Raw genomic sequence first — 15,053 nt, 5'->3', positions numbered from 1 at the left:
TGTGGGCGACGCTAGGGCGGGGGCAAGGCATTCCACCAGCGACTAGATTGCATGGAAGCCATGCGTAGGAGGAATGTGTTCGACATCGACGCGCTGCGGCTGCTCGTGACCGTCGCCGACACCGGGACGTTCACGAAAGCAGCGGCCCAACTCAACTACACGCAGTCCGCGGTGTCCCGGCGGATCGCCTCCTTGGAGCAGCAGGCGGGTGGGCCCCTCTTCGAGCGGCTCCCCCGAGGCGTACGGCTCAACCCGGCCGGCCAGGCGCTGCATCGCCACGCCGTGGAGGTGCTTGAGCGGTTGGCGACGGCGGAACAGGAGCTGGCCGTCCTCCATGCGGGTCAGGGCGGAGTGCTCCGCGTCGGAGCATTCGCGACCGCGAACATATTTCTGCTGCCCGCTGCTCTGCGGCGGTTCAAGCAGGCCACGCCGGAGGTCGAGGTCATCGTGCTCGAGGGGCGGACCGGCACGTTGATGCAGCGCCTTGCGGACGGGGCCCTCGACATCGCCGTGGTGAGCGACTATCCGTCAGGTCTGCCCCCGGCCGAGGGCGTGACAACGGACGTGCTGCTGGAGGACGAGTTGTTCGTCGCCCTCCATCGCGAGCATCACCTGGCGGGAGCCGGGACGATCGACCTGAGGGAACTGCGCGACGAGGTCTGGATCCAGGACACGCCCGCGGCCAGTCCCACGATGGTCGCCGATGCCTGGGCACGAGCGGGGTTCAGGCCCAGGAAAGTCATCAGAATCGCGGAGTGGAGCGGGAAGTTCGGTTATGCGGCGGCCGGTCTGGGGGTCGCGCTGGTCCCCTCGCTGGCTGCCCGGGCGGTCCCGGCCGAACTCGTCCTGTGCCGGCTCGGCGACCTCCCTCCGCACCGGACCGTGCATGTCGCGCTGCCCGCCGCCCCGCTGCCGGCGGCACTGGGCTTGCTGGATCTGCTGCGCGACGCCGCTGAGTGAACGGCGGCGCAGGCAACGGTACGTCGGCCCGCAGCGCTTGCCGTGGTCCGGCCTCGGCAACGCGGAGCCTTACTCCAGTCCTGAGTCATCCGGCCCGCCGTGGGCCAATTCGAGGAGCACGTCGAGAGCATGCGCCAGCGTGTCCGTCGGCGGGGAGGAGAGAGCGGCGGTTACGCCCAGGAGGTGCTGTCCAAGATGGTGGCCCCCTACAACATCAAGGCGCTGCCGGGTGTTGCGCACCATGTGATGGGCATGATGGCCCGTACGTCTCCCGAGGGTGCCGCGGCCGCGCTGCGAGGCAGGGCGGAACGGCCGGACTACGTGGAGATGCTCGCTCGTATAGCGGTGTCGACGCTGGTCGTGGTGGGGGCGGACGACGAGTTCACTCCGGTGAGCGATGCCCGAGTCATCAGTGACGGCATCCCTGATGCCGAGCTCGAAGTCATCCAGGGGGCGGCTCACATGCCGAATCTGGAAAGGGCTGCCGAATTCGACGTCGCCCTTCAACGCTTCCTCGACTCGCTGCCGGCCGAAGCGGACAAGAGGGAGGAGCGGTGACCCCTATGACGGCACCACAGTCGACGGTATTCGTCACGGGGCCAGCAGCGGTTTCGGCGTCGCGATTGCGCGGCGGTTCGCGGCAGCCGGCGCGCGTGTCATCATTTCGGGACGCAGGGGCGACAAACTCGCTGACGTCGCAGCGGACCTGGGGCCTCTTGTACTTCCTCTGGTGCTCGATGTGCGGGATCGCGAGGCGGTCGACTCCGCGATGACGGGCCTCCCCGACGACTTCTCAAGTATCGATCTCCTCGTCAACAACGCCGGCCTCGCGATGGGCCTGGAACCGGCCCATCAGGCTGATCTCGACGACTGGATGACCATGCTCGACGTCGTGAAGGCCCTGTTCAGGCTGAGCAGGGCTGTGCCGGGCGGCCGCAGCACCCCCGTCGATCCCGAGTGCCCGTTTCCGAGGCCGGCTGTGGGGCCATCCACCCCCCGCGCTCGGCGACTTGGCCGAAGGCAGCGACGCGGCCCCCGGCAGTTGGCCTACGCTACGTTCCCCGGGCGAGAAGAAAGCCGGTAGCGGCGGCCCGGCCCTCACGCCCGCCCCGGACGACTCCGGACCGGCCACCGACGTGCGGCGAGCACGGGGCGTACGTCGCTGTCCGGGCCACTGGGGAATGTCCGCTGCGGATCGTTGCGGGCAAAGGGGCAAGGCAGGGGGAGGATCGATGGAGTCGAGCGGGTTATCCGCGTGGGGTTCCACCGGGGCGTCGCAGGAGGTCACGCTGGAGCGCCTGCTGTCCGTGGTGGGTACGGGGGCCCTGGAGTTGTGCATGGCCCCCAGAGGCTTGGCGGCGGCGGTCGCCGGGGTGACCGTGCTGGACGCGCTGGAGCCCGGCATCGGGCCTGGGGAACTGCTTCTGGCGGTCGGTGTCGATCCGGAGTCGGCCGTTGCCGTCGATGTCGTGCGCAGCGTGGGCGGCGCCGGAGCGGTGGCCGTAGTGTTCGGGCCGGCCCGTTCGGATCGGGCGGCAGCGGCGCTGCGTTCGGCCGCCGAGGAGGCCGGCCCCGCGGTGCTCTTCCGTACGGCATGGTGCACCTGGGCGCAGTTGGTGAGCATGCTGCGGGCAGGGCTGGCCTCGGCGGGTGTCCCGCCCGATCCGGGCGTGGCGGCCGTCGCGCTGGGCGACCTGAACGGACTGGCCGACGCGGTGGCGGCCGTCGTCTGTGGCGCCGTGACGATCGAGGACACGGAGTCCCGGGTGCTCGCCTACTCCTCGACGGAGGAGGACGTGGACGATCTGCGCCGGTTGACCATCCTCGGCCGTCGCGTTCCGCCGTGGCGCGTCGCCGCGATGCACGAGGCCGGATTCTTCCAGGCGTTGTGGGGTGCCGGTGACGTGTTGCACCGGCCGGCGAAGGGCGAGATCCCGGAGCGTCTCGTGGTTGCGGTCAGGGCGGGTGGTGAGCTCCTGGGGTCGATCTGGGTGGCGGCCGCGGGCCGGCCCCTCGCGCCGAACGCGTCAGACGTCCTGCGGGCGGCGACCCGGGCGGCTGCCCCTCACCTGATCCATCACCGCACGCGCGGAGCGCACGCACGCCTCGTGGAAGACGCGGCCCGTGCGCTGCTGGAGGGGCGTGGAACCGCCGAGGTGCTGGCCGAGCGGGCTGCGCTCCCGGTGCAGGGAAATTGCGCCGTCCTGACGGTGCACACCGGGCCGGGGCAAGGAAACGGGGATCCCGCACGGCTGCATGGCCTGCTGGCGCTGCACTGTGCCGCCTACGGGCACCAGGCCGTGGTCGTGGTCCTCAACGGCAGGGCCCTGGTACTGCTGGGCGCCCTGGAGCCGGACAGACAGCGGGCCGATGGCCAGGTGGCACGGCTGGGGGACTCGCTGGTACGGCAGTTGTCGCCCACGCTCGGCGCGGGGGTGAAGATCGGCCTGGGCGATGTGGCAGAGGGCCTGGCGGGTTTGGCCGAGTCCCGCCGATCGGCCGAGTTGGCCCTCGGAGCCCTGCTGAAGGTGGGGGAGACCCGTGCCGTCGCCGGTACGGGGGAGGTGGCCGAGACGGTCGGCATGATGCAGGTCATGGACGCACTGACGGGGCTGGTGCTGCCGCCGCAGACTCCCGTGGCCCGGCTGGCGGCGTTCGACGCCGACCACAGCGGGAGTTCCATGGTGGAAACCTTGCGGGCGTACCTCGACCACTTCGGTGACGTGCCCGCCGCCTCCCGGGCACTGGGCGTGCATCCCAACAGCCTGCGATACCGCATCCGCCGGCTCACCCAGGTGTCGGGTATGGACCTGAACAGCCCTGACGCCCGCCTGCTCGCACAGGTCCAGTTGCGCCTGCTCGAGCGCGGCGGCAGGTGAGCACTTGGCCAACGGCAAGAAGAGAACGCGCTTTTCCTGTCGCCGCGCACAACGGCAAGGCGTGTACCGCGAGATGTTGCCCCGCCGTGCGGTTTCGGCGGCAGCATCTCGGAAGACTCCACGAAGACACCTTCCCGCGCACACGGGCAGCCTGGTAACCCGCCCGGCAGACCTGCCGGGCGCTCAGGACATCGACACCGGATGGTGTGCCGTGACCAACCTCCTCAACCCCGCCGAGCGGCGGGAACACATCCTGCGGGCGGCCGTGCGCCAAGGACTGCTGGACCCGGAGCAGGCAGTACTGGCCGGCTTCGTGGACCTCGACGGCGTCGCCGCGACGGCCCGATCCCTGCATCGGGCGTTCCCTGACTCGCTCCGCCTCCTGCACGCCTTCGCGGCGAAGGCGAACTGCCTGGTGCCGGTACTGGCGGAGCTGCGGAGCAACGGTTTGGGCTGCGAAGTCGCCACCGCCGGTGAACTCACCGCAGCACTGGCAGCGGGCTTCGCACCGGACCAGATCGTGTTCGACTCCCCGGCCAAGTCCCGCGCGGAACTGCAATGGGCCCTGGGTCTGGGCGTCGCGGTCAACGCGGACAACTTCCAGGAACTGTCCAGGATCGACGGGATCCTCGCGGCGCGCCCCCCACGGTCTCGGATCGGTGTGCGCGTCAACTCCCAGGTCGGCGGGGGAGCGATCGCCGCGATGAGCACGGCCACGGAGACGTCGAAGTTCGGTGTCCCCCTGGCGGACGAAGGCAACCGGCAGCGGTTGCTGCGGGCGTACCGGGACCATCCCTGGCTCACGTGGGTGCACACGCATGTCGGGTCGCAGGGCTGCCCGCTGGACCTGATCGCCCGGGGGATCGGGCAGGCGGTGAAGTTCGCAGAAGAGGTCAACGAGGCCCTCGGGCGGCGCCAGGTGGTCGGCATCGACATCGGTGGGGGTCTGCCGGTCAATTTCGCCGGCGACGAGATCACCCCCGGCTTCGACACCTACGTGGACCACCTGCGTGAGCACGCGCCGGCGCTGTTCACGGGCAGGTACGAGATCGTCACCGAGTTCGGACGCTCGATCATGGCCAAGAACGGCTTCACCGCCGCATACGTCGAGTACACCAAGAAAGCGGGTGGCCGCCCGATCGCGATCACCCACGCCGGCGTCCAGGTCGCCACGCGGACCGTGTTCAACCCCGACGCCTGGCCGCTGCGGATCGACGCCCACGACCCCCACGGTGGCGCCAAGCACGGGGGGCCCGTGCGGCAGGACATCGCAGGCCCGGCCTGCTTCGCCGGCGACCTGCTGGCACGTGACCGGGCGCTGCCCCTGCTGGACCCGGGTGACATCGTCGTTCTCCCGGACACCGGTGCGTACTACTTCTCCACACCCTTCCACTACAACAGCCTGCCCGAACCCGCCGTTCACGGCGTCCGCGTCAGCCCCTGCGGTCAGGTCGCCTTCGAGCTCGTCCGTCCCGCGCAGACCGGCGTCCGCCCGGAACTGCAGCCCGCACACCGATAGGTGCTTCCTCGATGCACGCCTGTGGGTGCATGTCCTGAGCGCACCGTCTGTCGCGGCGACTTCGGAACCCATCCCGTGGCGGTCGGGTCCGCGTCCGTCCCCGCGGGTCGCCCGGTGGGTACGCCGGCGCTGGATCCATCAGGTGAGGGGAGGTGATGGCGTGACAGTCGGCCGAGGTCCCGAAGGGGATCAGAAGCCGGCGAGGACCTTCTGGCAACGGGCTGCTGATGCAGCGCGACTGGTGGGGGGAAGTTCCCAGGCCGTGTACTACATGTACCGCACGATATGCGAGTACTTGGGGCTCTGAGCTCTCCGCACACGCACTGACGGGCCCGACCCCTTGGAAGCCGAGCCCGTCAACGGTCCTATGCCGCCGACCCCGTGTCGTGGCCCGGCAGGCTGCCACGGGGTCCACACATGTGGACTGGTTCCTCAGGATACATCGGGCGTGCGGACGAGGCGGTTGCGCAGGCGCGCGCGCACCGGATGAACGGCTCCCCAAGAGGTCGGGCGGGCCCGGATGCAGGAATCCGCAGCTGCGGGGATAGTGGAGATGTCAGGGACTGCGAGCGGGCTCCCTCGAGTTGCGGCCGCCGGAGTCCTTACCGGAAGGCGTGTTCTTCTCTGGAGACGCCGAGATGTCCGTACTGTTCTTCGACATCGGTGCCACACTCGCGGACGTGAGCGTCGCAGCCGACGGCTCAATGACCTTCGACCCGCGCCCGCGCGTCGTCGAGGTTCTCGATTCCTTTGCGCAGGTGCGAAAGGGCATCATTTCGAACCCGGGCCCAGGAGCCACCGCGCGCGAGAACGCGGCGGCCGCGCTCGAGGCCGCGTTCGGCGGCCGCTTCGCGGACGAGGCACTGGTCCACTGGGGCGCCAAGGACAGTCGGGCGATATTCGACGGCGCCGTCACGAGCGCGGGGACGGAATCCGACGACTGCGTGTTCGTGGGCGAGGATCCCGACGAGCGCGCGTTCGCGCGCGAGGCGGGGATGCGTACCGCGGCCCACCCGGTCTTCACGCTCGCCGCGGTCGAGGGCCGTCCCGTCCACTGGGCGAGGATCGAGGTGCCGGAGGACCGGAACCTGGCCGAGCTGGAGGCGGTCGCGAACCTCGACGAGGTCGTGCCGGTGCACGTGGCGTCCGACCGGCTCGTCCTCGCCATGGCGACCGCGCGGGGCGTACGCGCCGTCGAGCAGAGCGGGTTCACCGCCGACCTGCGCGGCCAGGTGGAGGAGACGTCCGCCTTCCTCGTGCGTGACGACCGCCCGGTGTCCGTACCGGAGGCCTTCGCACAAGCCCCGGCGGTTTCCAGGGCCACGGCCGAGGCGACCATGCGCGCGGCGGCGGCGTTCGCCTTCGTCTCGGCCGAACTCGCGGAATCGCGCCCGACGGCCTCCTCGCTCGGTCCGGCGCCCGGCGGCGTCTACATAGCCGCCGCTGCCGGCCTGCCGGTTGAGAACGTGCACATCCCCGGCACCCGGCCCGGGCACATCGAGCGTCTGCTTCCCGACCCCGCTCTTCTCTCCCGCCCGGGTCAGGCGCGTGCCGAAGGTTTCGTCGCCGCCTTCGCCCCCGGGGCTCCGTCCCAGGAGACGGTCGACGCGGTGCGCGCGGCGGTGACGCCGTCGGCCATACGGGCCCACGTGGCCCGTATCTCCGGTGCCGATCCGCTCGTCGAGGGCGACCCGCTCACGGTGCGCAGCCGTGACGCGTCGAGCGCGGACAATGAGCGGGTCGTCGACGCGCTCGCCGGTCGGTTCCAAGAGCTGGGCCTGGCGGTCAGGCGCCACGCGTTCACCTGGCGCGGGCACAGGCTCTCCAATGTGGAGGCCGAGCTCGCGGTCGGTGCCTCGGACGGCGTTGTCCTCGTCACCGCTCATCTCGACTCGACGGGGGCCGAGGGCGAGTTCTTCGACTCGGCGGGCCGTCCACGCCCGTACGACCCGGTGGTCGATCCTGCACCGGGTGCTGACGACGACGGCAGCGGAACAGCGGCCGTCATGGCGACGGCGGAGTGCCTGAGTTCGATGGTGGCCTCGGGCAGGTCGCCGGCACGGAGTGTGCGCTTCGTGCTGTTCAACGCCGAGGAGCAGGGGCTCGTCGGCAGCAAGGCCTACGCGCGGGCGGCCGCGGCGACCGGCGACGACATCGCCGGCGTCCTGCAGATGGACATGATCGCGGGTTTCCGGGGCGGCACGCGGACGATGGAGATCCACGCCGGCTCCGTCGTTCCCGGTCCGGTTGCGGGCGGCTCCGACGCACTCGCCGACCTCGTCGCACAGGCCGGCGCCGCTGTCGCCCCCGACTTCACGGTTCAGCAGCTCACGGGCGCCGCCGATCCGGCCGTGGGCCGCAGCGACCATGCGAGCTTCCACGAACGCGGCTGGGCGGCCGTCGCCGTCTCCGAGAACTTCTTCGACGACACCCGACCCGCCACCGGCACCCGGCAGTACCACAGGCCGGGCGACACGCTCCTCGACATCGACCACGACACGGACTACGCGGCCTCGGTCGCCCGCACGGTCGCAGTGGCCGCGCTGACCCTCGCGGGTCTCTGACGCTCTTTCGCACGCTCCGGACAGGGGACCGCGCCATGAGCGCACTCATCGACAAACGAGACATGACCTACGACCGCCTGGGCGAGGTGGAGGGAGCCGACGCCTTCCTGGAGTCGACCGGTCCGGACGACACCCGCACAGCCCAGCGCGGCAAGCTGAACCGCTTCACCGGGCACCTGGGCGAGCTGCGAACGGCCGACGCTCCCGGATTCGCCGCAGAGGACGAGACCCGCGCGGTCTCGGACGCCGACTACATCGCCCGTGCCAAGGCCTACGTCACCTCGGTGTCGGGGGTGATCGGATTCGCTCCCGAGGACGCGGTGGAATTCGAGGCCGATCCGACGGTGACGACCACGAGCGAGGGCATGCGGGTGGTGAGCCTGCGGCAGACGCTCAACGGCATCGAGGTGTGGGCGATGTCCCCGAAGGTGTGGCTTCACGAGGGCGGCCGGGTCGACCGGATCGTCGGGCAGACGGCGAGCGTGCCGGCGAATCTCCCCGCGAAGCCGGCGGTTCCGGCCGAGGTGGCCCTGCGGGTGGCGGCCGTGAAGGCCGCCGAGCCGCGCACGCTTCAGGGCCCCTTCGGCACGGACGAACTGCCCCGTCTGGACCTCGCGGAGGGATTCGAGCGCCTGTCGCACCAGCCGCGCAACGACCAGCCCATGACGTTCAGCAAGGGCCCGTTCGAGGAGCCCGTCCCGGCCAGGCTTGTCTACCTCAACATGGGCGAACACGTCCGGCTGACGTGGCTGTTCCTCTTCTCCAGGGAGAACCTGGCCGCCCAGTACCAGGCACTCGTCGAGGCCGACGAGCAGACCGCGGACATCAGCGCCCCGGAGATCCTCTACTTCTACGACACCACCAACCACGCGGTCGCCGGACACGTCTTCCGGCAGAACCCGGGCGAGAGCACCTTCGCCGAGGTGCCCTTCCCGCTGCCCGCGAGCGACTATCCCACCCTCCTGCCAGCGGGCCTCCCTCCCGAGTTCACGGCCTGGAACCAGCCGCAGAACGGGAATCTCACGACCGAGGGCAACAATGTGCGCGCCCTCAACGGGACCACCCGGCAACCCGTGCGGATCCCACTCGACGGCGCGGGCAACGGCGTGTTCAAGGCCCGGGAGGACACGCCCGAGCAGTTCGTCACCAACATCTTCTTCTTCTGCAACTACATGCACGACTTCTTCATGACGCTCGGCTTCACGGAGGAGCACGGCAACTTCCAGACCACGAACCCGACCGGGCTGGGGAAGGGCGCGGATCCCGTCCTCGCCTTCGCACACCCGGGGCCGGTGTTCGGGACGGCCAACATGTCGACACGGGCCGACGGGCTGGCCGCGGTGATGAACATGGGCCTGGTCAGCAGCGGCGGCGGAGAACGCCACACGGCCAACGACGCGGACGTCGTGGTCCACGAGTTCGTCCACGGTGTGACGAACCGCCTCGTGGGCGGCTTGTTCGACGCGAACGGACTGGAGGAGGAGCAGTCGGAGGCGATGGGCGAGGGCTGGGGAGACTATTTCGCGCTCACCACCCGGAACTTCTCCCGTTCCGACGAGCGGGTGGTCACGGGCAGTTGGGTGGTCCAGCGGCCGGAAGGCATCCGGCAGCGGCCGTACGACTCGCGGTACCCCGGCACGTTCGGGGACATCGGCAAGGGCCCGGGAGAGATCTCGGGCGCAGGCAACGAGGACCTGACGTACAGGGAAGTCCACGATGTCGGCGAGATCTGGTGCGCGGCGCTCATGGAGGTGACCCGCAAGGTCTCCGCCGCGCTCGGTGACAAGAAGCGGGGCTACCGCGTGACCTGGCAGGCCGTCGTCGACGGTCTCAAGCTCACACCGAAGGACCCGTCGTTCCTCATGGCCCGCGACGCCGTCCTGAGCGCCTTCAAGGCGATGGGGAAGGAGGGCGGCCCGCTGACCGCAGAGGAGTACGAGCAGGTCCGCAGCGCGGCCTGGAGCGCCTTCGCTCGGTTCGGGATGGGCTTCGACGCCTTCTGCCCGAACGCCTCCTTCTTCGGCTGCCGGGGCGGTACGCAGATGCCGCCGCCCGGGCGGGACGACTGAGGCATCACGGGGAGCGGGCGAGGAGGCTTGAGCCATGACGACATCGGGACGCGTATCCGAGACGGAAGCGGACTACCTGTCACAACTCGAGGCGGCAGCGCGGCGCTATGCGGACCGCACCGCGGAGCGCGAGCGCATACGGTCCGTGCTCGACGATCGCGGCGTCCTGTACGCCGACGAGCCGGAACGGGTAGGCAAACGACTCGCCCGGCTGGGTGCCGACTGGTCCCTGGCCCGGGCGATCGAGCAGTCCCCCACGGAACCGGCCACCACTGCGGGCAGCACCCTGCCCCTCCCCCCGGACAGCTTCAGCGCGGCTGTCCTGGGGCTGGAGCGGCTCATCGGGCGCAACAACCTCACCCCGGTCGCGTTCCTGGAGGACGGCACCCGGGCCGCCCGCCCGGTGGGACGTATCACCACCGCAGGACCGGGGGGCGGCCACGGCACGGGATTCATGGTGTCCCCAGCCCTGCTGCTCACCAACAACCATGTGCTGCGCAGCAAGGAGACGGCGGGCAGAAGCGTCGTCGCGTTCAACTTCCAGGCGGGACCCGACGGCGAAGCACTCACACCGGTCATGTTTCCGCTGGAGCCTGAGCGGTTCTTCGTGACCGATCGTGCCCTGGACTTCAGCCTCGTCGCGGTGGCACCACGCAACGCGCGGGGCGATCCGCTCTCCGCGTTCGGATGGCTGCCCCTCAGCGGAGCACAGGGGAAGGTCATTCTCGGCGAGTTCGTCAACGTCATCCAGCATCCCCGGGGTGAGCCCAAACAACTCGCGCTCCGCGAGAACCAGGTCGTCGACCTGCTGGACCGGTTCCTGCACTACGCGTCCGACACCGATCAGGGGTCGTCGGGCTCTCCGGTGTTGAACGACCAGTGGGAGGTCGTCGCGCTGCACCACTCGGCAGTCCCCGTGACGGACGCGGCGAACCAGCCCCTGAGCGTCGACGGAAGCGTCTGGACACCGGCGACGGGCGAGCACCGGATCGCCTGGAAAGCCAATGAGGGCGTGCGGATCAGCCGCGTACTACAGGCGCTGCGCGAGATCACACTGACCGGAGCGGAAGCACAGTTGCGGGACGAGGTGTTCACCGCCCCTGCGGCACCGATACCGATGGCCGCCTCGCGCCGTTCGGCGGCCCCGTCCTCGCTCGACGGCGCGGCGGCGGGCGAGTCCGTCGCGTCCGCCGCCGATGGGTTGGCCGTGCCTGGTGGAGGCGTCGTCGGGGACGGAACGTCTCTCTTCGAGGACGCTGTTCGTTTCACGATCCCCCTGCGGTTCAGTGTCTCTCTGGGCCCGGCGGACGGCGTGGGACGGAGGCGCGAGCCGGCCCCCCGGGCGGTCGCGGCGCCCGCAGGCGCCCCGCCCGTGACAGGCGCGGACGGAACTTCCGGTGCCGGCCTGGCGGTCGAGAGGGACGTGGACGCGGCCCTGGTCAACTTCCGGCTCGGACGGGAGCGTGTGTACCTCGACCGTGCCGCCGACAAGGCAGCACGCGACGCCTACTACGCGGGGGTCCGGACCGGTGACGGCAAGGCGCTGCGCACGGCGCTGACCCGGCTGCTGGAGGACACGCACGCGCCGAGGCCGAAGTACAAGCCGATCCGTCTCGTGTACCCGTGGGTCGACCTGCACAAGGACGGCCGGCTGCGCAGCATCTACTCCGGCAGGACCTTCACCGCCGAGGAGTTCATCCGCGCCGACGCCGCAGTCGAGATCGCCCGCATCGCACGTCTGGAGGAACTCCTGCTGCGTGAGAGCACCGCGGGGCCGGCCGAACTGGCGGCGGAGTTCGACGCGCTGGAGGCATCGATGCCCTTCAACTGTGAGCACGTCGTCCCGCAGTCGTGGTTCACCAAGGAGGAACCCATGCGGGGGGACCTCCACCATCTCTTCGCCTGTGAGGTGGGATGCAACAGCTTCCGCGGCAACTTCCCCTACGTCGACTTCCCCGGCTTCGAGGAGGCGGTCCGGCACGAGTGCGGAATGCGCGAGGCGGTGGGATTCGAGCCCGAGGAAGGCAAGGGCGCTGTCGCGAGAGCCACCCTCTACTTCCTGCTGCGGTACCCCGGCCTCATCGGTGACGCCGCGCGGGAGTTCCCCGAGCAGCGGCTGCCGCTGCTGCTCGCCTGGCACGACAACGAGCCGGTGAGCGAGTACGAGTTGCATCGCAATGCCGCGATCGCCGAGATCCAGGGCAATCGCAACCCGCTGATAGACCACCCGGAATGGGCCCACGAGCTCGACTTCTCCGGCGTGTGGCCCTGAACCCACGCTGTTCAGCGGCCACTTACGGGACAGGCTTGAGAAGGGGGCGTCACCGTTCGCGCGGGCGTGAGCGTCCTGTGGCGGATCTTCGTACTGACCGCAGATGTCCGGCACAACGACACCATCGGGCAGCCGGTCGAGCGGACACTGATCGCCTACGAGCACTTGCCGTGACGACAGCCCTTGGGCCCGTTCATCTGGCTAGAGTGCTCCCCGGCACGACACGATTCACACAAAGTGGAGAGATGACACAGATACCCGAACCGCCTCACGTGCCTGCGTACGCACATCCTGCGCCGAAGGCACCCAAGTCTGTCACCATCACGTTCCCCGTTGTCCGGGGGAAGCTCGCGGCCTTCCTGTACCTGCTGACTCTGGTCCTGCTGGGCCTGATCGCGTGGGCCCAGGTGGACCAGGCCCTCACTGCACGGGATGGGCATGAGCTGTACCGGTCCCAGTGGTGTTCCGGCACCACGTACGGTGCCGAGGACTACACGACGGCCGAGCGTGAAGCCTTCGAGGAGGTGTGCGGTCACCCGCCCCGTTCGAGCGAGGATTAGTGCAGCGACGCGTTGATCCTGCGAGGGTCCCTGGACTGCCCCGGCCGGCAAGGTCGGGGCAGTCGCCGGCAGGGTCAACGGGATGCGGCCGGGGCCTTTCTCGTGACGGGAGAAGCTCTCCAGCCGGCTCCCTGCAAAGCCGCTCCGCGTAGGTCGGCGCCCTGCGAGAGCTCTCGCCACACGCGTCTCCCCGGCGGCCTCTTGGGCGGCTCGGGCAACGCGCTCAGGGCCTGGTGGCGTCAACGGGCCGGCGTGACCGCCGGATTGCCCAGATCGTTGATGAGGCGTCGGTACGTTTCGAAGGCCGGCTTGGGGGTGTAGTCGTCGCGCAGAAGACCGAAGCGGTGGAAGAGCCCCTCGGCGGTGCTGTCGGCGTCTCGCAGGGCGAAGAACGAGTATCCGTCGATGTTCAGGTCGGCGGCGAGGGCGGCCACGGTCCGGACGACCGTTTCGAGGGTCGCGGCCTGTTGCTGCTCGCTGCGGCCGGGGCCGGTGGGCCAGCCGTTCTCACAGATGCGGATCGCGACGCTGTCGGGGATGTCGGCCTTACGCAGGTCGGTGCGCCGGAACCCGGAGAGGACCGCAGTGACCGCCTCTGCCAACTGCTCGGCGGGGATGGGGCGGAACACGTCCGGGAAGAAGTCCAGGCCGACGTAGTCCAGGCTCTGCCGGAAGCGGGCGTCGGTCAGGGCACCGAGCTCGGACCAGAAGGTGTCGGCCGGATTGAAGGTCGGCACGGCGTTGAAGCCGACCGCCAGGCTGTGTCCCAGGGCCCGGGCCTCCTGCTTGGCCGCGATGACCCCTTGGACGAGCGCATTCAGGACGTTGGGAGTGCTGCCGTCGAGCACGGGCAGGTCGGCGTTGGGTTCCTCGCAGATCTGGACGGACGCCAGGTGCGGTCCACTGGTGCGGACAGCCTCGCGGACGAACTCCAGCCACCCGTCCAGCTCGCCGGACGGCTCGCGGAACGGCAGCACGAGGTCCAGCTTGCGGCCCCGTTGGAGATACGTCGCGGGATCGGCGGGCGTGGGCGGTTCCAGCGGCGCCACGGTTGCGGCGAACGGGTGGTAGGCACGCACCAACAGCGTGGGTGTGTCGCCCTGGAGTGCGTCAAGCGCCTCGGTGATGCGGTCGGGCAGGTCCGGGCGGACCGGGCGGACGATGCCCTGGTCGTCGCCCAGGATCCCACCGGGATAGATGCCGAAGTGTAAGGTCACGCTTCCCCCAAAACCTTGGTGTCACTACAAATTTGCACTGACACTATCATCTGGGCATGGGCCTTCGAGAGATCAAGAAGCAGCAGACCCGCACGGCGATCGCCGACGCGGCTCTCCCCCTCTTTCTGGAGCACGGCTTCGACCAGGTCACGGTCGCCGAGGTGGCACGACACGCAGGTGTCTCCACCAACACCGTGTTCAACTACTTCCCCACCAAGGAAGACCTCTTCTTCGATCGCCAAGCAGAGGTAGAGGGTCATCTCGCCGCCCAGGTATGCAGCCGTGCACCGGGCGCCTGCCCAGTGGAGACCATCCGCGACGATCTGCTGACCGCGCTGCGGCACGACGACCCCGCGCTCGGGCTGCACCCCGACGCGCTCAGGTTCTGGCAGGTCATCCACAACAGCGCCGCATTGCGCGCACGCGAACGCGAGATCAGCGAACGTGCCGAAGCTGCTCTGACGACCGCCCTGGCCGAACATCCGCCGAATACCGCCAACGGGCCGAACCAGGCCGACCACCCGATGCCCGCACTCCTCGCCGGTGCCATCGCCGGTACGCACCGGGCAGCCCTGCGCGAGCTGCAACGACGCATCGTGTCCGGCGAATCGGCCGCGGACGCCCGCGACAGGGTCGCCACAGCGGCATTCCAGGCATTCAACCTGCTCTGCTCCGGACTTCACGCAGAGACGGGCCAGGCATCGCAGGAGCTACGGTTCCCTCAGTAGGATTCGCCAAGCTTCGTGCTGGATCAGCCATCCCGCGGGCGGCGGCGGGCAGGACCGCGCCGGCCGGTTCGACATCGACATCGTGGGCGGTTCGTACGTCTCCACCCGAGGACCGGGCCTGACCAAGGCGAAGAAGCTGATGAAGGCGTGCGGGTCGTACGGCGCGAAGCTCGTACTGGGGCCGGGCGACAGCGGGCACAGCACCCACGTCCACTGCCAGTGGTGACGCGGGCACGTCCACTGCCAGTGGTGACGCGGGCACGTCCCCTGCCAGTGGTGACGCGG

The 15,053-nt window shown here is 69.7% G+C and carries 12 protein-coding genes; 11 read left to right on the top strand and 1 reads right to left on the bottom strand.

Annotated features, from left to right (window positions below):
* Positions 1 to 60: 60 nt before the first annotated feature.
* The 9 genes from ACH5AF_RS04440 to ACH5AF_RS04400 all read left to right on the top strand — a co-directional run bounded on the left by ACH5AF_RS04440 (position 61) and on the right by ACH5AF_RS04400 (position 12,823).
* Positions 61 to 960 (top strand): LysR family transcriptional regulator, encoded by a 900-nt coding sequence (locus ACH5AF_RS04440; protein WP_398899894.1) that lies wholly within the window; start codon positions 61 to 63, stop codon positions 958 to 960.
* 129 nt (positions 961 to 1,089) lie between these two features.
* Complete coding sequence (locus ACH5AF_RS04435; protein WP_398899893.1) at positions 1,090 to 1,518, top strand: alpha/beta fold hydrolase; 429 nt, start codon at positions 1,090 to 1,092, stop codon at positions 1,516 to 1,518.
* Positions 1,430 to 2,044, top strand: a complete 615-nt coding sequence (locus ACH5AF_RS04430; protein WP_398900434.1) for an SDR family NAD(P)-dependent oxidoreductase — start codon at positions 1,430 to 1,432, stop codon at positions 2,042 to 2,044. The genes ACH5AF_RS04435 and ACH5AF_RS04430 overlap by 89 nt, the downstream gene beginning before the upstream one ends.
* Positions 2,045 to 2,192: 148 nt before the next feature.
* Positions 2,193 to 3,839 (top strand): PucR family transcriptional regulator, encoded by a 1,647-nt coding sequence (locus ACH5AF_RS04425; RefSeq protein ID WP_398899892.1) that lies wholly within the window; start codon positions 2,193 to 2,195, stop codon positions 3,837 to 3,839.
* 211 nt (positions 3,840 to 4,050) lie between these two features.
* Positions 4,051 to 5,358, top strand: a complete 1,308-nt coding sequence (locus ACH5AF_RS04420; RefSeq protein WP_398899891.1) for a diaminopimelate decarboxylase — start codon at positions 4,051 to 4,053, stop codon at positions 5,356 to 5,358.
* A 638-nt stretch (positions 5,359 to 5,996) separates the two neighbouring features.
* Complete coding sequence (locus ACH5AF_RS04415) at positions 5,997 to 7,922, top strand: M28 family peptidase (RefSeq protein ID WP_398899890.1); 1,926 nt, start codon at positions 5,997 to 5,999, stop codon at positions 7,920 to 7,922.
* A gap of 35 nt (positions 7,923 to 7,957) precedes the next feature.
* Entirely contained in the window at positions 7,958 to 9,991 is a 2,034-nt protein-coding gene (locus ACH5AF_RS04410) for a M36 family metallopeptidase (protein ID WP_398899889.1), read from the top strand.
* A 34-nt stretch (positions 9,992 to 10,025) separates the two neighbouring features.
* The gene (locus ACH5AF_RS04405) at positions 10,026 to 12,263 is read left to right on the top strand and encodes an endonuclease (RefSeq protein WP_398899888.1); all 2,238 of its coding nucleotides are present in this window, start codon (positions 10,026 to 10,028) and stop codon (positions 12,261 to 12,263) included.
* A gap of 245 nt (positions 12,264 to 12,508) precedes the next feature.
* Positions 12,509 to 12,823, top strand: a complete 315-nt coding sequence (locus ACH5AF_RS04400; protein ID WP_398899886.1) for a hypothetical protein — start codon at positions 12,509 to 12,511, stop codon at positions 12,821 to 12,823.
* A 239-nt stretch (positions 12,824 to 13,062) separates the two neighbouring features.
* Here the strand turns inward: ACH5AF_RS04400 and ACH5AF_RS04395 are convergent, their stop codons facing one another.
* On the bottom strand, positions 13,063 to 14,040 hold the full coding sequence (locus tag ACH5AF_RS04395) for a hypothetical protein (RefSeq protein WP_398899884.1): 978 nt from the start codon (positions 14,038 to 14,040) through the stop codon (positions 13,063 to 13,065).
* Positions 14,041 to 14,096: 56 nt separating this feature from the next.
* On the opposite strand from ACH5AF_RS04395, the gene ACH5AF_RS04390 reads away from it, so the two are divergent.
* Both ACH5AF_RS04390 and ACH5AF_RS04385 read left to right on the top strand, forming a co-directional pair.
* Complete coding sequence (locus ACH5AF_RS04390; RefSeq protein ID WP_398899883.1) at positions 14,097 to 14,768, top strand: TetR/AcrR family transcriptional regulator; 672 nt, start codon at positions 14,097 to 14,099, stop codon at positions 14,766 to 14,768.
* An 82-nt stretch (positions 14,769 to 14,850) separates the two neighbouring features.
* On the top strand, positions 14,851 to 14,994 hold the full coding sequence (locus tag ACH5AF_RS04385) for a hypothetical protein (RefSeq protein ID WP_398899882.1): 144 nt from the start codon (positions 14,851 to 14,853) through the stop codon (positions 14,992 to 14,994).
* Positions 14,995 to 15,053: the final 59 nt, after the last annotated feature.

The organism is Streptomyces sp. NPDC018833 (assembly GCF_044390825.1).
Lineage (GTDB): Bacteria > Actinomycetota > Actinomycetes > Streptomycetales > Streptomycetaceae > Streptomyces.
Note: the sequence above shows the minus strand (reverse complement) of the source record. Positions and strands in the feature narration are given on the sequence as shown.

Coding starts and splice junctions, on each gene's coding strand:
- ACH5AF_RS04440 (WP_398899894.1), top strand. CDS start 61: ATGCGTAGGAGGAATGTGTTCGACATCGACGCGCTGCGGCTGCTCGTG.
- ACH5AF_RS04435 (WP_398899893.1), top strand. CDS start 1,090: ATGCGCCAGCGTGTCCGTCGGCGGGGAGGAGAGAGCGGCGGTTACGCC.
- ACH5AF_RS04425 (WP_398899892.1), top strand. CDS start 2,193: ATGGAGTCGAGCGGGTTATCCGCGTGGGGTTCCACCGGGGCGTCGCAG.
- ACH5AF_RS04415 (WP_398899890.1), top strand. CDS start 5,997: ATGTCCGTACTGTTCTTCGACATCGGTGCCACACTCGCGGACGTGAGC.
- ACH5AF_RS04410 (WP_398899889.1), top strand. CDS start 7,958: ATGAGCGCACTCATCGACAAACGAGACATGACCTACGACCGCCTGGGC.
- ACH5AF_RS04405 (WP_398899888.1), top strand. CDS start 10,026: ATGACGACATCGGGACGCGTATCCGAGACGGAAGCGGACTACCTGTCA.
- ACH5AF_RS04400 (WP_398899886.1), top strand. CDS start 12,509: ATGACACAGATACCCGAACCGCCTCACGTGCCTGCGTACGCACATCCT.
- ACH5AF_RS04390 (WP_398899883.1), top strand. CDS start 14,097: ATGGGCCTTCGAGAGATCAAGAAGCAGCAGACCCGCACGGCGATCGCC.